Origin of the sequence: uncultured Methanobrevibacter sp., assembly GCF_947166415.1 — an archaeon.
In the GTDB taxonomy this organism is placed as follows: Archaea; Methanobacteriota; Methanobacteria; order Methanobacteriales; family Methanobacteriaceae; genus Methanocatella.
This window is the reverse complement of record NZ_CAMVEE010000004.1, coordinates 34,347-53,075: the sequence shown is the minus strand read 5'-3', so window position 1 is coordinate 53,075 and position 18,729 is coordinate 34,347. Positions and strand designations below refer to the sequence as shown.

At 37.4% G+C, this 18,729-nt stretch carries 22 protein-coding genes; 10 read left to right on the top strand and 12 right to left on the bottom strand.

The genetic code is table 11. The features are described 5' to 3' along the window. Positions 1-10: 10 nt before the first annotated feature. The 8 genes from Q0W25_RS01480 to Q0W25_RS01445 form a co-directional block, all read right to left on the bottom strand. Entirely contained in the window at positions 11-277 is a 267-nt protein-coding gene (locus Q0W25_RS01480; protein ID WP_297824774.1) for a hypothetical protein, read from the bottom strand. Between the two features lie 140 nt (positions 278-417). Next, the gene (rfbB, locus tag Q0W25_RS01475) at positions 418-1,425 is read right to left on the bottom strand and encodes a dTDP-glucose 4,6-dehydratase (protein WP_298518016.1); all 1,008 of its coding nucleotides are present in this window, start codon (positions 1,423-1,425) and stop codon (positions 418-420) included. 7 nt (positions 1,426-1,432) lie between these two features. Next, entirely contained in the window at positions 1,433-1,990 is a 558-nt protein-coding gene (gene rfbC, locus Q0W25_RS01470; RefSeq protein WP_297824768.1) for a dTDP-4-dehydrorhamnose 3,5-epimerase, read from the bottom strand. Position 1,991: 1 nt separating this feature from the next. Continuing rightward, positions 1,992-2,861: a glucose-1-phosphate thymidylyltransferase RfbA gene (rfbA, locus tag Q0W25_RS01465; protein WP_297824765.1), complete on the bottom strand. Its 870-nt coding sequence runs from the start codon at positions 2,859-2,861 to the stop codon at positions 1,992-1,994. Between the two features lie 34 nt (positions 2,862-2,895). Next, positions 2,896-3,129: a barstar family protein gene (locus tag Q0W25_RS01460; RefSeq protein WP_297824762.1), complete on the bottom strand. Its 234-nt coding sequence runs from the start codon at positions 3,127-3,129 to the stop codon at positions 2,896-2,898. 4 nt (positions 3,130-3,133) lie between these two features. Further along, positions 3,134-3,589 carry a ribonuclease domain-containing protein gene (locus tag Q0W25_RS01455; RefSeq protein WP_298518013.1) on the bottom strand — a complete coding sequence of 152 codons (456 nt, stop codon included), beginning with the start codon at positions 3,587-3,589 and terminating at the stop codon, positions 3,134-3,136. After that, complete coding sequence (gene rfbD, locus Q0W25_RS01450) at positions 3,586-4,425, bottom strand: dTDP-4-dehydrorhamnose reductase (RefSeq protein WP_298518011.1); 840 nt, start codon at positions 4,423-4,425, stop codon at positions 3,586-3,588. The genes Q0W25_RS01455 and rfbD overlap by 4 nt, the downstream gene beginning before the upstream one ends. A gap of 98 nt (positions 4,426-4,523) precedes the next feature. Beyond that, the gene (locus Q0W25_RS01445) at positions 4,524-5,753 is read right to left on the bottom strand and encodes a DUF2264 domain-containing protein (protein WP_298518009.1); all 1,230 of its coding nucleotides are present in this window, start codon (positions 5,751-5,753) and stop codon (positions 4,524-4,526) included. A 241-nt stretch (positions 5,754-5,994) separates the two neighbouring features. Here Q0W25_RS01445 and Q0W25_RS01440 point away from each other — a divergent pair, with 241 nt between their 5' ends. From Q0W25_RS01440 to mmp11, 8 genes are all read left to right on the top strand, one after another. Further along, the gene (locus tag Q0W25_RS01440; protein ID WP_298518007.1) at positions 5,995-6,831 is read left to right on the top strand and encodes a hypothetical protein; all 837 of its coding nucleotides are present in this window, start codon (positions 5,995-5,997) and stop codon (positions 6,829-6,831) included. Positions 6,832-6,895: 64 nt separating this feature from the next. Further along, complete coding sequence (locus Q0W25_RS01435) at positions 6,896-7,708, top strand: hypothetical protein (RefSeq protein ID WP_298517976.1); 813 nt, start codon at positions 6,896-6,898, stop codon at positions 7,706-7,708. Between the two features lie 129 nt (positions 7,709-7,837). Beyond that, positions 7,838-9,088, top strand: a complete 1,251-nt coding sequence (gene hacA, locus Q0W25_RS01430; RefSeq protein ID WP_298517973.1) for a homoaconitase large subunit — start codon at positions 7,838-7,840, stop codon at positions 9,086-9,088. Further along, on the top strand, positions 9,088-9,567 hold the full coding sequence (locus Q0W25_RS01425; protein ID WP_298517970.1) for a 3-isopropylmalate dehydratase small subunit: 480 nt from the start codon (positions 9,088-9,090) through the stop codon (positions 9,565-9,567). The genes hacA and Q0W25_RS01425 overlap by 1 nt, the downstream gene beginning before the upstream one ends. Then, complete coding sequence (locus Q0W25_RS01420; protein WP_298517968.1) at positions 9,542-10,549, top strand: isocitrate/isopropylmalate family dehydrogenase; 1,008 nt, start codon at positions 9,542-9,544, stop codon at positions 10,547-10,549. Before Q0W25_RS01425 ends, Q0W25_RS01420 begins: the two co-directional genes overlap by 26 nt. 18 nt (positions 10,550-10,567) lie before the next feature. Then, the gene (locus Q0W25_RS01415; RefSeq protein ID WP_297824734.1) at positions 10,568-10,690 is read left to right on the top strand and encodes a hypothetical protein; all 123 of its coding nucleotides are present in this window, start codon (positions 10,568-10,570) and stop codon (positions 10,688-10,690) included. A gap of 24 nt (positions 10,691-10,714) precedes the next feature. Then, positions 10,715-11,131 (top strand): 6,7-dimethyl-8-ribityllumazine synthase, encoded by a 417-nt coding sequence (ribH, locus tag Q0W25_RS01410; RefSeq protein WP_149731868.1) that lies wholly within the window; start codon positions 10,715-10,717, stop codon positions 11,129-11,131. A 7-nt stretch (positions 11,132-11,138) separates the two neighbouring features. Then, complete coding sequence (gene mmp11, locus Q0W25_RS01405; RefSeq protein ID WP_297824729.1) at positions 11,139-12,077, top strand: methanogenesis marker protein 11; 939 nt, start codon at positions 11,139-11,141, stop codon at positions 12,075-12,077. Between the two features lie 40 nt (positions 12,078-12,117). Here mmp11 and Q0W25_RS01400 read toward each other — a convergent pair whose 3' ends face one another. Further along, positions 12,118-13,815 carry a glycosyltransferase gene (locus Q0W25_RS01400; protein ID WP_298517963.1) on the bottom strand — a complete coding sequence of 566 codons (1,698 nt, stop codon included), beginning with the start codon at positions 13,813-13,815 and terminating at the stop codon, positions 12,118-12,120. Positions 13,816-14,016: 201 nt separating this feature from the next. Between Q0W25_RS01400 and purE the strand changes: the two genes are divergently transcribed. Together purE and Q0W25_RS01390 are read left to right on the top strand one after the other, a co-directional pair. Then, a complete protein-coding gene (purE, locus tag Q0W25_RS01395; RefSeq protein WP_298517960.1) occupies positions 14,017-15,042 on the top strand; it encodes a 5-(carboxyamino)imidazole ribonucleotide mutase in 1,026 nt (341 codons plus the stop codon). 7 nt (positions 15,043-15,049) lie between these two features. Next, positions 15,050-16,306: a UbiD family decarboxylase gene (locus Q0W25_RS01390; RefSeq protein WP_298517957.1), complete on the top strand. Its 1,257-nt coding sequence runs from the start codon at positions 15,050-15,052 to the stop codon at positions 16,304-16,306. A 22-nt stretch (positions 16,307-16,328) separates the two neighbouring features. On the opposite strand, the gene amrS is transcribed toward Q0W25_RS01390, so the two are convergent. From amrS to cfbA, 3 genes are all read right to left on the bottom strand, one after another. Then, a complete protein-coding gene (gene amrS, locus Q0W25_RS01385; RefSeq protein ID WP_367270517.1) occupies positions 16,329-17,201 on the bottom strand; it encodes an AmmeMemoRadiSam system radical SAM enzyme in 873 nt (290 codons plus the stop codon). Then, positions 17,188-18,114, bottom strand: coding sequence for a thiamine-phosphate kinase (thiL, locus tag Q0W25_RS01380; RefSeq protein ID WP_298517951.1), 927 nt, complete (start codon positions 18,112-18,114; stop codon positions 17,188-17,190). Before thiL ends, amrS begins: the two co-directional genes overlap by 14 nt. Before the next feature lie 63 nt (positions 18,115-18,177). Further along, entirely contained in the window at positions 18,178-18,669 is a 492-nt protein-coding gene (gene cfbA, locus Q0W25_RS01375) for a sirohydrochlorin nickelochelatase (RefSeq protein WP_298518041.1), read from the bottom strand. Positions 18,670-18,729 lie beyond the last annotated feature (60 nt).

Genomic DNA, 18,729 nt, shown 5'->3' with positions numbered 1-18,729 from the left:
TTAATCATCCCTAATTATGGAAAACAGATTCGTACATAGCTTGAAGTCCTAGAACAAATATTGCAAACCCACCAATGAAATCAATAAAATCAACATACTGAATCAAAAGTTGGGTTCCGAAAGTTCCAATAATTAACCATGAAGCTACACAAATTAGACTAGCAATAGCTAATTTCAACGGATTTACACCAGCTACAACCCCTTGTGAAGACAAGACCAAGTTTTCAATGTTTCCAAAGATAATCAGCCCTGCAAAAGGTAAAAATTGTTCCAACATCCAATCACCATTTCCCTAATAACTAGAAAAATAAATTTCTAATTTATACAAATTAAGATTAATCAATAAAATATATAAAATTATCCTAATTTTAAAAAATAATGAAAATTGAAAAAAACGAGAGAATAGTTTCAAGTGTATTATCTGTTTGAATACATTTTCTCATAATATTCCTGATACTGCCCACTTTTGATTTGGCTTACCCAATCAATGTTGTCCAAATACCATTGGATTGTTTCCTTGATACCGCTCTCAAATGTATAGCTTGGCTTCCAACCCAATTCATTTTGTATTTTAGTTGAATCGATGGCATAGCGCCTGTCATGACCTAATCTGTCAGTAACAAACTCAATTAAGGATTCATCCTTTCCAAGCTCTTTCAATATCAATTTAACGATGTCAATGTTTTGTTTTTCATTGTTTCCGCCAATATTGTAGACTTCACCAATCTTTCCTTCATGCAAAACCAGGTCGATTGCAACGCAGTGGTCGTGTACGTGAAGCCAGTCCCTGATGTTCTTGCCGTCACCGTAAACAGGCAATTTTTTATTTTCAAGTGCATTTGAAATCATCAGCGGAATCAGCTTTTCAGGGAACTGATAAGGACCGTAGTTATTTGAGCAGCGTGTAATGTTTATCGGCAAATCAAAGGTTTCATAATACGCTCTTGTAATCAAGTCTCCGCCAGCCTTTGAAGCGGAGTAAGGGCTGTTCGGCTGTAATGGGGAATCTTCTGTGAAATAACCTGTTTCGCCCAGTGAACCATAAACCTCGTCTGTGGAAATCTGAATGTATTTTTCAACTCCGAATTCCTTTGCCGCATTCAAAAGGACCTGTGTTCCCAATACGTTTGATTTTATGAATATTTCAGGGTCATCTATGCTTCTGTCAACGTGACTTTCGGCTGCAAAATTGATGACGTAATCGGATTTTTCAACCAAATCGTCGACAACGGATTTGTCTCTAATGTCCCCTTTAACGAATGAGTAGTTATCGTTATTTTCAATGTCTTTTAGGTTTTCAAGATTGCCGCAATAGGTTAGGGCATCCAAGTTGATAATGTCATATTCAGGGTATCTGTTGACCATATACCTGACAAAATTGCTGCCTATGAATCCTGCTCCTCCAGTTACCAAAATGTTTGTCATAATATCACTAATAGCTAATTTGAGATTCCTTAAAAGTAGGCCACAGCTTATCCTTTTCGGATAAAATTACCTCATCGATATCGTCCAATGGCCATTCCACTCCAATGTCTTCATCGTTCCAGATTATTCCACCCTCATCCTCACCGTGGTAGAATTCTGTGCATTTGTATAAAAATTCAGCTTCATCAGACAATACTACAAAACCGTGGGCGAATTTAGGTGGAATGTAAAGCTGCCTTTTATTTTCATCGGACAGGACGGCTCCAAACCATTTTCCATAGGTATCGCTGTCTAATCTCAAGTCGACCCCAACGTCAAAAACCTTGCCTTTGGTAACCCTCACCAGCTTTCCTTGAGGATATTTGATTTGAAAATGGAGTCCTCTCAACACTCCCCTTGTGGATTTTGACTGGTTGTCCTGCACGAACTTCAAATCATATCCTGCATCCTTGAAATCCCTTTCGTTGAAGGTTTCCATGAAAAAGCCGCGATTGTCTTCAAAAACTGTAGGCTCCACTATAAACATACCTTCTATTCCTGTTTCAATAAATTCAAATTTACCCATTCTATCGCCTGTTAGCCAATTTAAATAAGTATTGTCCATAATCTGTCTTTTCAAGTTCCTTAGCTGTGTTCAATAAGGTTTCTTTTGTTATGTAACCTTTGAGAAATGCAATCTCCTCAAGACATGCCACATACAATCCTTGCCTTTTCTGTATGGTTTCGATGAAATTCGCCGCTTCCAAAAGCCCGTCATGTGTTCCTGTATCAAGCCAGGCCATACCCCTTCCGAGAAGCTCTACCTTGAGTTCTCCTCTCTTGAGATATTCCTCATTGACCGAAGTGATTTCAACTTCGCCTCTGGAGGACGGCTCCACATTCTTGGCTATCTGTATAACATCATTGTCATAAAAATAAAGTCCTGGAACTATATAATTTGACTTTGGAACTTCCGGCTTTTCCTCAATTGAGAGAACATTCCATTCATCATCGAATTCGACTACCCCGAAGGCTTCAGGATTGTTGGTATAATATCCAAATATCACAGCACCTTTTTCTAATTTGGTAGCCCTCTGCAGGATTTCGCTGAATCTGTGACCATGAAATATGTTGTCTCCCAATATCAAAGCAACATTATCGTCACCAATGAAATCCTCACCAACAATGAACGCTTCTGCAAGGCCGTTTGGATTTTCCTGAACTGCATATTCAAACTTGATTCCCAGGCTTGAACCGTCACCCAACAGATCTTCATACATTGATATGTCTCTTGGAGTGGAAATAATCAATATCTCCTTGATTCCAGCAAGCATTAGAATTGAAATAGGATAATAAATCATTGGCTTGTCATATAAAGGTAATAACTGTTTGGAAACAGCTTTAGTAATGGGATAAAGACGTGTCCCTGAACCTCCTGCTAGCACAATACCTTTCATAATCATCACTCAAATTTTATTAATATATTAATTTTTAATCATATTTAAAACTTAAAAGTTCATTTTCAGCGCTGGCATCAATAAAAGTATCAATTAAATCCTTTGAAACCTCTTCGCTGTTTATCAGAACAATTTCTGTTTCAACGCCAATTTCACATAGGCAATCATATAAGGCGTCAAGATTTTTCCCATAATAATCCGGAAAATTCAGCGCATCCTTCAGGTAGTCATGCCCTTCTCTTTTAATTAGTTTTCCATCCAGCTCCATAATATCAAAGCTCTTTAAATGTATTGTAATGGTCATCAGTATAATAGACCTTAAAATCACCAGAATTGTAAACTATCCTTTCAGCCCCACGAATGGTTCCGTTTGCGTTAATGTCACATTCTATATATTTATCCTTACTATCGGGAAGTATGTGCTGCCTGTTTGTAAAGACATCTCCACCTATGCTTTTTCCGGGAGCATATTTCTTAAGAGGTCCGCCTTGCCATCCCAAATCCCTGGCTTCGCTTTTGGTAATGTAATTGCTTGGAAGCTTGTGGAATTCCTTAATATATGCTGCCACTTCATTTGGAGTGCAGTACTGGCCGTCCTCAACAACCTGAACATCTGAAGATGCAGAATCGTCACCGAACTTCAGAAAGTCAAAAAATCCTGCGCTGACAGAACCCACCAAAAACAATGTGAGGAAAATAGCCAATAAAAGTGTTATCTTCTTGTTCATTTTATCAACCCAATATATTCTTTAATAGCTTCTTTATAGCTTCTCAACGGTTCGAATCCTTTTTCAATCCAATTCCTGTTTTCTAATACCGAATAATGTGGCCTTGGAGCAGGGCGTGCAAACTCAGCGGCAGTAACCGGTATGACCTCAACATCCTTTCCAGCTACCTCAAAAATGTATCTTGCAAATTCACACCAGGAGCAGCTGCCGGAATTCGTAATATGATAAATTCCGTAATGCTCAGTTTCTATTAGTTGTGAAATTGCCTTTGCCAAATCGGGAGTGTATGTTGGGGTTCCCACCTCATCATAAACTACAGTGATTTGTGAATGGTTTTCTGCCAATTCAAGCATTGTCTTTGGGAAATTGTGACCATTTACGCCGTACAGCCATGCTGTCCTTACGATAAAGAACTTGTCAAGGATTTCCAAAATGGCCTGCTCGCCTTTGAGCTTGCTTTTGCCATAAACGCTGATAGGACCAATCTCATCATCTTCAACCCATGGCCTTGTATTTTCACCGTTGAAAATATAATCAGTGCTTATGTGAAGCAATGCAGAGTCAGCTTCCCTGCAGGCAAAAGCCAAATTTTTAACGCCTTCACCATTGACGCTATATGCCAAGTCCTGATTTTCCTCACAGCCATCAACATCAGTGTATGCCGCTGAATTTATAACTATATCCGGCTTGTTTTGTGAAATAAAATCAAAAACCTGCTCTTTATCTGTAATGTCTAAAGTTCTGGAAGTTGTAAGGACCAATTCATGATTATCTTTTAAAGCTTCAATCAAATCATGGCCTAACATGCCGTTTGAACCGGTGATTAAAATTTTCATAATATCAATTAAAAGGTTTATATTAATTATTATTTAAAAATAGTTGAAAAAGTAGAAAATTATTGTTTAAATAAAAAAAGTGATTTTAGATTTAAAATCTAAAAATCAATAGATTGATCTTTTTGTAATTTATGCATGTTTCTGGCTTTTAGGCTGCTCCATTCAGATGATGGGCCTGTCCAGAATATTTCATTCTGTGTTAAACCTAAAGCAAGGAAAACAGCACAACATAAGTATAAGCTACCGGTAGTAACATTGTCTTCGGCAAGTTCCAATTGGGATCCGTTTAAACCAACAATCAGCCAGCCTTCGCTGTTGAAGTTCTGATTATCCTTAAACTGATTAACCAAAACTTTTGTTAAGGCAGACCTTACCTGTGCCGGATTGACGTTTCTAGGCAATATTTTAAACAGCGCAGCCTGAGACAGCAAATGGAAAACACCGCAGCGATAAGTGAGATATTTTCCTATAAGCGGATATGTTCCTTCAGGTGAAATGTACCTTTCAAGCTGTGATGACAGTCTTGAAGATCTCATCAGTTGCACATCCAAAAGCTCGCCTTCGGAAAGGCCGTATTTTCTCATTACGGCTAGAATGTCATTGAGCATTGGATGGATAAAGAGACTGTTGATATATCCTGCTTCATGAGATTTTCCATCGGAATATACTCCATCTCCCATGTAGAATTCATCCCTGAATTTATGAATTCCATATGTCAAACGTTCCTTGTCGCATTCACCGGTAAATTCTAAAAGAGCAGCTTCAATCATTGCGGTGTATAGCAACCAGTGATTTTCATATGGGGCAATTGTTCTTGTATTCTTAAGTTCGCGGATGATTCTGGCCTGTATGTCCATCGGCAAGTTAAGCCAGATTTGGTTTTTGGCTCTGAGCAATCCCTGAGCAAACAGGGCAACATCAACTAAAGATTGTTTCGGTTGTACGATAAAAATATAATCATTGCTATTTGGATTTACAGCATTGGAAATGGCTTTCAATGTTAACTTAATATATTCTTCACGAATTTGGCCTTCCTCTGAGCTGTCAGGTCCCAATTCCAACCAAGAAGATATACCATTAAAAACACGGGCAAATGCTTCAAGGCAAGCGAACTTTTCACCTTCCAAGCTGTTTGACTCATAAGGCATTTTTTTCTTAAGAGAGCCTTTTGCCAAATTGCTTAAAACTGGAAAAGTAATTTTTCGTAATGTTGAAACCCAAAAAATCCTATCTTCCCAAATTGAGGGTTTTTCCTCTATAACCGGTTCTTCCTTTTTTTTAAATCTTTTAAAAATTGAGCTACTCATAAAATACAATTTGTTGAACATTATATATAAATCTTAGAAAAAGCAATTTTTAGCAAAAGAAAAAAAGATAAACGATTTCTTTTTGGAAAATGACTTTTTTTGTCAATAAAAGAAAAATTTTTTATACGTTCTTTGCATAATTAAGTTTAATTGTTCTTCATTAGGTGGTAATGATTAATTTTTTAAATTATTATTATGATGGAAATTCAAATGAGGCTTTAAAAGGAACACTTGTAAGTTATGGTTTTGGATTGGTGTTAATATGAAAATTTCAAAATTATTTACTCCAGATGGTCCTTCAGATTTTTCTAAAAGGGATAGAATAATTGTAATATCTATTTATTTAGTGCCAGCTAGTCTTTTATTTGGAATAGCTTATTCTCTATCACATGACATTATGCTGCTAGAATTTTTATTTGCATATTACATTCTAAGCATTCCAACATTGGTTAGTATTTATTATAACGAAAAATATGTGGAGATATTTGGAGGATATTCTTCGCTTCATCCTCCTTTTTTTACGTATCAGTATTATTTGGGAATGTATTTGGCATTCATTCCGGGATTGATTGCATTTATCTTACCGGTGGGTGATTTTTTCAATAGATTAAATCTGGCGATTCTTATTTGTTTAGGATTTATTATTCCGCTTATTTCATCAGTAGGGGTTGGTGTTTTCAATGATTCCAGCTGTTATATTGAAGATGAGATTGTGTTGGGATATCCTCCATTTTATCAATTGTTTTCATTAATTGTTGGTTTGTTCGGTTTTTATAATGTTTATAATCTTTTGGATGTTAACTTTAATAGTGCAATATGTTTATTTATTATTACAGTGATTTTCCAGATAATTTTTGTTATTCCCAACTGGATTAATAAAATTGCTCCTTTTGAAGTTAGAAAAACTGAAGGATTCATTTTATACAATGCGCTGGCGGGCGGAGCTTATCTGTTGATTTCATACTGCATAATAGGAAGTTCCATGATTCATTCAATTCCAATTAAATTCAGTCCGGGAAATATAATTATATTCGGAATTGAAATATTATTAATAATCCTTATAATCAGACAGGGAAAGAATATGGGCAAAAAAAATTAAGTTGTTGAAAAATATGAAAATTAGCGAGTTTTTTTCAAAATATATTTTTACCGATGGATCTACATTGTCTATCAAACAGAGAGTTATATTGCTTGGCATAATTATCGGAGTGCCTGGTTTATTATTGGTATTTGATTATTTAAATTCAAAAGACCTGTTGATTTTGGAAATGTTAATAGTTTTTTTGGTTATTGTGCTTCCAATTGCTTACTCTTTTATTTTTGTAGATAAGCTTAATGAGAAATATGGTCGTTTTTCACAAGTCAGATTCGGTTATACTTATCAGAGATCCCTCAATTTTGTTTCGTTTATTTATCCGGGCATTGTGTGTGTAATCCTCTTTTTAGCAAATTTCTTCAATAAGCTGCTATTAGGCTCCTTGCTGTCATTGGCATTTGTTATTCCCTTCATTTCTGCTTGTTTTAGGACTGGTGTTTTTAATGATTCCAGTTGTTATCTTGGCGGGGAGGTTGTTTTTGGTTATCATCCTATTTGCCATACGTTTTCGATACTGGTGGGTTTGTTGGGCTTTTATAATGTGTATAATCTTTTTAATGTCAATTTTAATGGTGCGGCATTATTATTTATCGTTACTGTTTTATTCCAGGTAATTTTCATCATTCCAAATCGGATTAATGGGATTGTTTCTATTGAGATTAGGAAAAAAGAAGGGTTTATTCTATACAATGCGCTAACGGGAGCGGTTTATCTTTTGATTTCATTTTTATTTATGGGAAGTGCAATGTTTCCTCCGATACATCTCAACTTAACTCCTGAAGGAATAATTAGAAAAACAATCGTCTGGGGAATCGGAATAATATTCGCAATCCTAATAATAAGGCAGGCAATGAACATGGGAAAAAGGAAAAATAAGTGACATCCAGAATTCAAAACTTAACTTTTACTTTTCGAAATAATTTTTTAATTAATACTATTTTTAGAAAATAAAAAAGCCTTTATATATTTTATAATACAAAATATTTATCGTAATTAAGAGGTTAAAAATATGCCAACAATGTCTGAAAAAATATTAGCTAGAGCATCTGGAAACGATACGGTTGAAGCCGGAGATATCGTAATAGCCAATATTGATGTAGCAATGACACACGATTTAACTGGACCTCTTTCAGTGGAATCTTTTGAAAAAATAGGTGCTGAAAAGGTTTGGGATTCTTCAAAAATCGTCATTCCATTTGACCATCAGGTCCCGGCAGATTCAATTGACTCCGCTAATAACCATATTATAATGAGAAACTTCGTAAAAGAGCAGAAAATCAAGCATTTCTATGACGTTAATGCAGGAGTATGCCACCAGATTCTTCCGGAAAAGGGACATGTCGTTCCGGGTGAAGTTATTGTCGGTGCGGACTCTCACACCTGTACCCATGGAGCATTGGGTGCATTTTCAACCGGTATCGGTTCGACCGATATGGCAATGGTGTTTGCAGAGGGCAACCTATGGTTTAAGGTACCTGAAACAAACAGATTCAACATTACAGGTGAATTAAAGGAAAATGTGTATGCAAAAGACGTTATCCTCAACATCATCGGTCAAGTGGGTGCTGACGGCTCTACTTACAAGGCATGTGAATTTGCAGGCGAGACCGTTTCAAAAATGACAGTTTCAGACAGGATGGTTTTAACCAATATGGCTATTGAAATGGGTGGAAAAACCGGTTTGGTGGAACCCGATAAAAAGACAATCGAGTATGTTGAAAAACGCTCCAGCAAACCATATAAAGTATTTAAAACTGATTTGGATTCCCCATCTCTTAATATAATTGATATTGATGTAAGCGACTTGGAACCGCAGGTTGCCTGTCCTCATCACGTTGACAACGTAAAGGCTGTAAGCGAAGTCGACCAGGAAATCGACCAAGTATTTTTGGGTTCATGCACCAACGGTAGGCTTAGCGATTTAAGGGATGCCGCAAAGATACTGAAAGGAAATAAAATAGCTAACGGCACAAGAATGCTGGTCATTCCGGCATCAAGAGAAGTTTACTCTAAGGCACTGGATGAAGGGCTAATAAAGATATTCGTTGAAGCCGGAGCACTTGTATCCGCTCCATGCTGTGGCCCATGTCTAGGTGGCCATACCGGAATTATCGGTCCTGATGAGGTAAGTCTTTCCACATCCAACAGGAACTTTAAGGGAAGACAGGGAAGCCCTGACGGAAAAGTTTATTTATCTTCCGCTACTGTAGCTGCCGCTTCAGCAATAAAAGGAAGAATTGTAGAGCCGGAGGGATTATAATGAAAGGAACCGCATGGAAATTTGGAAACGATATTGATACAGACATTATCCTTCCCGGAAGATACTTGATTTATACTGATGAAGAGACATTGTCCAAACACTGCATGGAAGGTTTGGATGATGAATTCAGCGAAAAATGCAAAGATGGAGATTTCATTGTTGCCGGAACCAACTTTGGCTGCGGATCTTCAAGGGAGCACGCACCTATTTCAATCAAAGGTGCAGGAGTCTCATGCGTTATAGCCGAATCCTTTGCAAGGATATTCTACAGGAATGCGACAAACGTGGGGGTTCCCCTACTGGAAGCTCCAGGAATCAGTGAACTTGTAGAAAACGGCGATGAAATCGAAGTGGATATGGAAAACGGATGCATAACTACAGCAAATGGAGAAAAAGTAACATTTAAAAAATTGCCTCCATTCATGTTAGAAATACTAGAGCAAGGTGGGTTAATTGAGTACCTCAAAAACAAAAGATAAATATCAGATTGCTGTCGTTCCAGGCGATGGAATAGGAAAGGAAGTAATGCAGGCAGCAATATCTGTATTAAATGAGTTAGATATTGAATTTGATTATGTTTACGGTGATGCAGGTGACGAATGCCTTGAAAAGACAGGAACTGCACTGCCTAAAGAAACATTGGAAATCATTAAAAATGCAGACGCCTGTTTATTTGGGGCTGCCGGCGAAACCGCGGCAGACGTTATAGTTAAGATACGCCAAGAAATGAAGATGTTTGCAAATCTAAGGCCGGTCAAATCATATCCTAATACTAATGCATTATTTGAAAATATTGACTTCATGATTGTGCGTGAAAATACTGAAGGACTCTATATTGCAGACCAGGAAAAAATGACTGACGATGGAGCAATAGCCAAACGCATTATCACAAGAGAAGCTGAAGAACGTATTATCGATTATGCTTTTAATTACGCTAAAGAAAATAACAAAGGCAAAGTTACTGCCGTTCACAAGGCAAATGTATTGAAGAAAAGTGACGGGCTCTTCAAAGAGATTTTCTATGAAGTGGCTGAAAGATACCCTGAAATCGACACAGAAGACTATTATGTCGATGCAACAGCAATGTATCTCATCACACAGCCACAAACCTTTGAAGTGATTGTCACCACAAATCTTTTCGGAGACATCCTATCCGATGAAGGCGCAGGACTCGTTGGAGGACTTGGATTAATACCTTCCGCAAACATTGGAGAAAACGCGGCACTGTTTGAATCTGTTCATGGCTCAGCGCCGGATATTGCTGGTCAAGGTATAGCAAATCCGATAGCGATGATGCTTTCAGCAATCATGATGCTTAGATACATTGGAGAAAACGAAGCGGCCGATAAATTTGATGCCGCGATCCTAAAGGTGCTTGAGGAAGCCAAAACCTTAACCAAAGACTTGGGCGGTTCTGCAAGTACCATGGAAGTAACTGAAGCTATTAAGAATAATTTATAGACTAAATGGAGATTGAACATGGATTTAAAAAGATTCAAAAAATTAACAAATATGCAATTGGCTGCACTTTTTATCATATTCATTATGGTATTGAGCGGGGTAGCAGGTTTTTTACTTTTAATTTTCCAAAGCAGCGCATAAAAACAAAATAAAGAGGTTAAAAAAATGGTGAAATATGAAATAGCAGCAGTAGTTGCTGAATTTAATTATGATATAACACAAATGATGTTGGAATTAGCTACAGCAGAAGCTAAAAATAGAGACTGTGAAATTACTAAAGTGGTTGCCGTTCCTGGCGTATTCGATATGCCTCTTGTAATAAAAAAATTATTGCAAAAAGGAGAATACGACGCAATCATCACTTTAGGTGCTGTAATTGAAGGCGCAACTGACCACGACCAAATCGTGGCACAGCATGCTTCCCGTAAAATTGCAGACTTAGCATTGGAATATGACACTCCAGTAGCTCTCGGTATAACCGGTCCTGGAATGACCAGATTAGATGCTCACAGACGTGTCAAAAACGCAAAAAGTGCTGTTGAAGCTGCAATAAAAATGTGTGACAGATTAAAAGAAATTTAGTGATTGGATGGAAATTCTTAAACCCGATGAATTAAAAGAAAAGTTTACAGACCCATGGATTGCACCATATGAAAAAGTGCTGACTATGGTGGATGGAGACAAAGTAGAAATTGTCGAATACCATCCATGCATCTCCGGGTCCCATTGGCTATTGAACCAATACAGAAATAACTCAGAACTGATTGATTCCGCCTACCGTGACGGAAACAAGCATGTCTATTCATGTCATGTAGGCTGTGCACCTCTTGATTTGAAGGCCAGTTTCAATGCGGCAGGAATCGATGAGATAGTTATTGACGGAGATGAAGTCAAAGTAACACATGCCGGACTTGCAGGTGCCGGTGTTGGCGCTGGAATGTGTAGAGGAATGGGAAAAGGCGTTAAATACATTGAGCTTATCGAAACAGGAGGAGGATCAAAAGTCGGAAAGGCTACAGTTGTAACTCCTAAGCTTGAAAAGGTAGTCATTGGCGTTGATGATACAGACACCAAAGACGCAGGAGCAACCTGGACTATGGCTCACAACCTGGGCGTTGAGCTTGCAAGCGAAGGATATGAATATCTGGACCACATTATCGTCCAATTATATCCACATAATCCTCATAAAACACAAAACTGCGTATCAATTGCTCTTACTTTCGCTGTCGAAGAATCCAAAAAAGAAGATTTGATTAATAGAGTTATTGAAATCCTTAAAAGAGACACCTTATCTGAAAAAACAGCAATAGCTATTTTAGAGGGTCTTGAAATACCTGAAAAATTAAGGGAATACTCAATAGCTACAAAATCCGGAATGATGGATGTTGAAACTGCTGAAGCTACTGCAGAAGAACTCGGCATTCCATTGATTGCAGTGACTGGTGAGCAAGGCAAAGTAGGCGCTTTGGCTGCACTTGGACTTTACGATGATGTTGAAGAAGCAGTGAAAGCATACGATAAAAAATAATCTAAGATGAATTCTTAGATTTTTTACTATTTTTTTTAAATCAGAAATAAAAACTCAAGAAATCTTGGCTGGACTGTACAAACCTGTTTGTTGAAGTTCCTTCCTCATTTTTAAATACTATTTCGATACCATAACCTTCAAGGGAAACCTTATCCATGCCAGAATAGTAGGTGAATGTTTCTACAGTACTGTCATCAACTGCGATGCTATATGACGTATTGTCCTTTAGAATGCCTGTGCAATTGGCCATTGAAACACCATTCGATAATATTTCAAAGGTTGTTGCATTCTTATACCTTGAGGTGATAGTGAATTTTTCGGCAAATGTCACATTTTCATTATCGTTGTTGAGATGTGTTGCAACTGATCCTTCAAACACATCCTTCAAACGACTGTTTTGAATTACATCACCATTTTGAACGTCAAATTCCTTTTTAACATCTATCGGCAATCTGAGTATGTCAGGCTCTCCAGGCCTGGTTTCATTAACCAGATAGACTTCGCTGCCGATGCGTAAAGTGTCGTTTACTTTAAGGCCCAACGTCATCATTGCCTCATTCGGCATTCTGATTTCGCCGGATTCGTTTTCAATTGCGGCGTCTACGGTATACGGTCCCCTGACTGAAATTGACCTGTCACTGTGTGCGTCATCCGCGTAGATGACTAAATTTCTTGAATTAGGTTCGATTGACAATACCCCATTTTCATAATGGGCCGCTCCAATAAATGTTGAAATCATCAATAACAATAGGATAATTGAAATAATCATTGGAAAGTGAATCTTGACAAATGATTTCACCAGGTTCCCTTTAGGAGTCTTTTTAAACATTCCAATGGATTGTACAATGACTTTAATCATATAGTAAATGGCCAGAATTATTCCAACGATGGAAACCAAAACACCGATGAACAACGGAACTGCCTTTACGAAAAATATTGTAAACAGGCCGAGAATAACTAAAGACAATCCAACTATTGCCATACGGATATAATAACCGATGTCATCAATCATTGTTACCCTTCCATACTTGTTGGCACGGTTGATGATTGTCCTTACAACTTCATTAGCCATTATGTTCAAATCGGAAAGCGGAGACATGTCATGCTCGATTGCTCCAATGTCGACTTCCAGGATGGAAATTCCCAAAACATCAGCATCGATGACGATACCGACGTCCACACCATAATCCTTTTCAAAATTAATTCTCTTTAAAATCTCTTTACGTGCCGCAAACTGACCGCTCAACGGTTGTTCGAATGAAATTTCAGGGAAGAAAAAGTTAAGAAGCGGCTTTGCAGTAAGTTCTGTAACCCGTCCGCTTGCACGTGAAAACTTTGTTTTGGTGATATCGGCCTTTCCAAGTAAAATAGGCTTAATCATCGCTTCCACTTTTTTGGAAGTTAGATTGTAAATGTCAGCATCAATAAATGCAATAATATCGCATTCCGCATTCATATATCCTGTATACAATGCTTCACCCTTACCCTTATTGGTTTCATGATTGATTACTATCGCTCCGGCCTTTAAAGCTTCGGACTCAGTATTGTCACTTGATCCGTCATTAACGACGATGACCTCGTCTACAAACGAAACCTTCTTAATTACTTCAATTACCTTTGCAACAGTGTCTTCCTCATTGTATGCCGGAATAATCACTGAAACCTTCTGGTATTTTTTAGGCTTTCCAGTTTTTATTCCTGCGAGTAAAAACACGATTATTACGAAAAACCAATACACTATCAATTCACCATAACATTTTAATTATTTGTATTTTTGTCTTTTAAGTAGTATAAATATTATAGTATTTTTATGTAAAAAAGACCCCAACATGGATTTGATAAAACTACCCCAATTTTCTACAATAATAAAAAAATTTAAATTTTTATATCACGAAAATAAATAGTATAATATTAATATGTATTTAGAAGGGATTTTTTAATGACACCAAAAATAATGATTATTCTTGGAAGTGGATCAGACATTGCTATTGCAGAAAAAAGTATGGATATCCTCGATAAGCTGGAAATACCATACAGTTTAAAGATTGCATCAGCCCACAGAACTCCAAATCTCATTCGTGAAATAGTTAGACAGGGTTCTGATGCCGGAATCGAAGTATTTATTGGAATTGCAGGATTGGCTGCGCACCTTCCAGGTGCAATTGCGGCATACACCCCAAGACCAGTGATAGGCGTTCCGGTTGATGTTAAAACTAACGGTATAGATGCATTGGAATCCATCGTTCAAATGCCTTATCCTTCCCCTATTGCAACTGTTGGAATAGACAGGGGAGACAATGCAGCAATATTGGCCGCCCAATTCCTTGGGATTCATGATGAGGAGATACGCCAAAAGGTAATTGGCTTAAGAAAGGAATATGCTGAAAAAGTCAAAAACAGCAATGAGGAGATTGTCCAGCAAATCGACAGACCTTTCCTCGACAAGGAATTCCTAAGAGTAAAAAATCTTGAAGTTAACGAGTTTGAAGATGAGGAATCTGAAGAGAAATGCTGTAAGAATGAAAATGCTGAAGTTTCAATCATTGTCGGAAGGCAAAATGATGTAGCGACAGCCAAAAAGGTTGCAGTAATCCTGGACAGGCTTAAAATCAGCCACGATACAAAGGTTGTTTGCCCAATCAGATCCACAAAAAAATTCAGAAATTATGTAAATTCAATGAAAAACGCAAAAATATTCATTGGAATCAGTTCAAACTCATCTCAAGTCACAGGTGGAATCGTAGGTCTTACAGACAGGCCTGTGATTGGAGTTCCATGTTCTAATGAAAACGGTGACAATTATATGCTTACCACTGTCAGTATGCCTCCGGGAGTGCCTGTTGCAACCGTTGGAATTAACAACGGTAAAAATGCTGCGGTTCTTGCGGGCGAAATTCTTTCCATTAGAGACCCTGACATTGTAAACGTCCTTGAAAAGTTGAAAGATAAAAAAATTAATTTATAGTGATAACATGAACCTTAACGACAAAAACATTATTGAAATTACTGAAGAATTATCCAGCGAATTTGAAGTAGCTAAAGTCTTAAGGCAATATCCTAAAGACACAGTCATTATTAAAAACGTGAAAGGCTTTGACATGCCAGTAATTTCCGGAATCTGCAATACAAGAGATAAGATAGCTAAATCCATCAATTGCGAAGTTTCCGAAATTACCGAAAAAATCATCCATGCTATGGAAAATCCTCAAAAGGTCGATAAGTTTACTGATTTCAGTGAATATGATACATTGGACATTGACCTGGATAAGATTCCTATCCTGACACATTACAAAAGGGATGGTGGAGCATACATTACCGCAGGCGTTGTGTTTGCACGTGACCCTGAAACCGGAATTCAGAATGCCTCCATTCACAGAATGATGGTTTTGGACAATAAGAGACTTGTTATCAGAATTGTTCCAAGAAATCTATACACCTACTTCCAAAATGCTCAAAAAGCGGGTGAGGATTTGGATATTGCAATAGCTATCGGAATGGATCCTGCAATTCTTCTTGCAAGTACCACTTCAATTCCAATCGACTACAATGAAATGGATGTTGCAAACACATTCAAGGATGGTGAATTAGAACTGATTAAATGTGGTGACTTGGAAGTTCCTCAAGCCGACATCATCCTGGAAGGAAAGATTTCAGTGACAGAAACAGTAGCTGAAGGTCCTTTCGTGGATTTAACTGACACTTATGACATCATCCGTGACCAGCCAATAATCAATTTGGAAAAAATGCATATTAAAAAGGACAATCCTTGCTACCATGCAATCATTCCTGCAGGATTTGAACATAAATTATTGCAAGGTCTTCCACAGGAACCTAGAATATTCAAAGCAGTTAAAAATGCAGTTCCTACAGTTGAAAATGTTGTCTTGACTGAAGGAGGCTGTTGCTGGTTGCATGCGGTCGTGTCAATCAACAAGCAAACCGAAGGTGACGGAAAGAACGCAATTATGGCAGCACTGTCAGCTCACCCTTCACTTAAACACTGCGTAGTGGTTGATACCGACGTCAATGTGTTTGATGCTGAAGATGTCGAATACGCAATATCCACACGTGTAAAAGGTGACCGCGACATCATGATTGTTCCTAATGTTCGTGGATCTTCATTGGATCCTGTTGCCGAAAGTGACGGTACCACAACAAAAATTGGAGTGGATGCAACAAAATCACTTAAAACACTTGAAAAATTCGAAAGAGTTAGTTTTGGAGAATAAACTAACTTTTAATTTACTTTTTTTATATATTTCCTAAATGGATATTTTTGATTCCTTTATTTATTGCAATTTCGCGAGCCTTAAACAATATTTCAGGTCTTGTCGGATTGATGTCTTTCATTTTATAGTAAGGAAAGGCCCTTGAGAAATGCAGAGGCACTTCCGGACCCAATTCATCAGCGACAAAATCGCATAATTGCTCAATTTCCTCAATAGAATCGTTATAATCATTGATTATGAGATTTGTAATTTCCAGATGTTTGCCCTCCATATAAACTCTTTTCAGATTATCAAGGACAACATCCAAATCAGCACCGCAGACCTTTTTATAAAAATCACTGCTCATAGATTTCAAATCAATATTGAATGCATCGACAAATGACAGAACCTCTTCAATGGACCTGTCTGAAAAATAGCCGTTGCTTACATAAATTACCTTAAGATTTTTTTGCCTAGCCATTAAAGAGGTTTTCTTGCTAAAAGGCAAGTGTATCGTAGGTTCATTATAGGTCCATGCAATTGATTGGCAATTGTAACGAAGTGCATTTTCCACAATAGCTTCTGGCGTTATTTTTATTCCTCTCGAATTTTTATCATATTCATGAGATATCATATAGTTCTGGCAATGTAAACAGGTCATATTGCACCCAAAACCGCCGATGGAATAAGTGAATGTTCCCGGAAGAAAATGGTGAAGGGGCTTTTTTTCAATAGGGTCAGGACTTAATGAGGAGACTATGCCATAAGACTCATCAAACAGTTCGCCGTTTACATTCTTATGCTGCCTGCAAATTCCCACATTGCCGTCAGCTATCTTACAGTAATTGGCACAGATTTCACATCTGATCTTTTGTGTTTTGGAACTTTTCTTATATAACTCGTTACTCACTAACATAATGTTCATAGCCTTTGTTTATTATTTCCTCGACGAAACCGTTTTCCAAGGTAATTTCAATTTTATCGGAATCCGTTACCTCCCCTATTACCTTATAATCGATTGGTAGTTTTTCCAGATTTTCTTTTGATATTGTAAAGAGAAGTTCAAAGTCTTCGCCGACGTGCAGTATCAAATCCAAATAATTCAAATCCAATTCATTTGCAATGCTTTTGTATTCATCTGAAATGCCCAAAAGCTCTTCATAAATCATGAAGCCAAAATGATTCTTTTTCATTTCATATAATTCGCTTGCAATTCCATCGGTTATGTCTGTTGCAGATGTTGCGCCGGCATTTCTTATCGAAATTCCTTCATCAAGTCTAGCTATTGGCTTTAAAGCTTTCTTTACATAAACATTGTCAAATACATCCATTTCAAAACCCAGTGCCGCATGTCCAATGTCTCCTGTGATTGCAATTACATCACCTATAGAATATGTGTCCTTCATCAAAGGCCTGTCGCACAATCCCAATGCGGTTCCTGTTATTATGATTTCAGAAGCTTCATTGGTATCTCCTCCTATCAAGGGAATATTATAATAGCTGCATGCGGACAAGACCCCATCAATTATTTCCTTAAAAGCGTCCAGTTTCAAATCTTTTGGAAGGGCAATTGCAAGCAAAAATCCAAATCCTTCAGCACCCATTGCGGCAAGGTCACTTACATTGACAGTTACCGCCTTAAAGCCCATGTCAAAATAAGACATATTTTCTGGAAAGTGCCTTGATTGAATCAGCATGTCACATGTTGAAATCAAATGGGAATCATTAAAAGAAGTGATTGCTGTATCATCAGGAGTGATGTCTTTCGAACGAGAAATAATGTATTTAACTAATTCCTTTTCACCAATATCAGAGACTTTAAGAGTCATGAATATAATTTAAACTTTGAATTAAATAAATCTTAATAAAAAAAGTAAAAAATAGAATTCAGACTATAAGTGTTCTGAAACCCTATCCTTGATAATTTCATACATCCTCTTGTCGATTCCAAGAGGATCGGTCAATACGATTTCACCATCGAATTCCACTGGCTCTTCATCATGGTCATGATGGTGGTGATGATGATGTCCGTGATGATGGTCATGATCATCGTGGTCATGATGGTGGTGATGATGATGTCCGTGGCCTTCATCTTCATAATCACTTTCGATTCCTAATAATCCAGGAATGTCCCTTTTAGTGTGCAGACCATGTGCAACAAACACAGGAACTACAATAATTTTATCTAAATCGTTTTCTTCAGTTAATTTTTTAATGGTTTCAGGAATTCCTGGCTTTCTGATTTCCATAAATCCGTATTCAACAGGCATTTCTGGAAATTCCTCTAAATACATTTCTTTATAAGCTTTAATTACTTCCTCACCGTCGTCCAATCTGGAACCGTGGCTTAAAAGTAAAATTCCGGTCTTTTTATCAGACATAATTATCTTCCTTTTATAAGTTTTAAGTTAAAGTTATTTAAGTTATCTTGAGAAAAAAATTTT

Bases quoted from the DNA above. Each gene is read 5' to 3' on its own strand.
- Q0W25_RS01480 (WP_297824774.1), bottom strand. From the start codon at position 277: ATGTTGGAACAATTTTTACCTTTTGCAGGGCTGATTATCTTTGGAAAC.
- purE (WP_298517960.1), top strand. From the start codon at position 14,017: ATGACACCAAAAATAATGATTATTCTTGGAAGTGGATCAGACATTGCT.
- ribH (WP_149731868.1), top strand. From the start codon at position 10,715: ATGGTGAAATATGAAATAGCAGCAGTAGTTGCTGAATTTAATTATGAT.
- thiL (WP_298517951.1), bottom strand. From the start codon at position 18,114: ATGACTCTTAAAGTCTCTGATATTGGTGAAAAGGAATTAGTTAAATAC.
- Q0W25_RS01425 (WP_298517970.1), top strand. From the start codon at position 9,088: ATGAAAGGAACCGCATGGAAATTTGGAAACGATATTGATACAGACATT.
- hacA (WP_298517973.1), top strand. From the start codon at position 7,838: ATGCCAACAATGTCTGAAAAAATATTAGCTAGAGCATCTGGAAACGAT.
- Q0W25_RS01415 (WP_297824734.1), top strand. From the start codon at position 10,568: ATGGATTTAAAAAGATTCAAAAAATTAACAAATATGCAATTGGCTGCA.
- rfbA (WP_297824765.1), bottom strand. From the start codon at position 2,861: ATGAAAGGTATTGTGCTAGCAGGAGGTTCAGGGACACGTCTTTATCCC.
- Q0W25_RS01460 (WP_297824762.1), bottom strand. From the start codon at position 3,129: ATGGAGCTGGATGGAAAACTAATTAAAAGAGAAGGGCATGACTACCTG.
- rfbD (WP_298518011.1), bottom strand. From the start codon at position 4,425: ATGAAAATTTTAATCACCGGTTCAAACGGCATGTTAGGCCATGATTTG.
- Q0W25_RS01440 (WP_298518007.1), top strand. From the start codon at position 5,995: ATGAAAATTTCAAAATTATTTACTCCAGATGGTCCTTCAGATTTTTCT.
- rfbC (WP_297824768.1), bottom strand. From the start codon at position 1,990: ATGGGTAAATTTGAATTTATTGAAACAGGAATAGAAGGTATGTTTATA.
- mmp11 (WP_297824729.1), top strand. From the start codon at position 11,139: ATGGAAATTCTTAAACCCGATGAATTAAAAGAAAAGTTTACAGACCCA.
- Q0W25_RS01390 (WP_298517957.1), top strand. From the start codon at position 15,050: ATGAACCTTAACGACAAAAACATTATTGAAATTACTGAAGAATTATCC.
- amrS (WP_367270517.1), bottom strand. From the start codon at position 17,201: ATGTTAGTGAGTAACGAGTTATATAAGAAAAGTTCCAAAACACAAAAG.
- Q0W25_RS01445 (WP_298518009.1), bottom strand. From the start codon at position 5,753: ATGTTCAACAAATTGTATTTTATGAGTAGCTCAATTTTTAAAAGATTT.
- Q0W25_RS01455 (WP_298518013.1), bottom strand. From the start codon at position 3,589: ATGAACAAGAAGATAACACTTTTATTGGCTATTTTCCTCACATTGTTT.
- rfbB (WP_298518016.1), bottom strand. From the start codon at position 1,425: ATGACAAACATTTTGGTAACTGGAGGAGCAGGATTCATAGGCAGCAAT.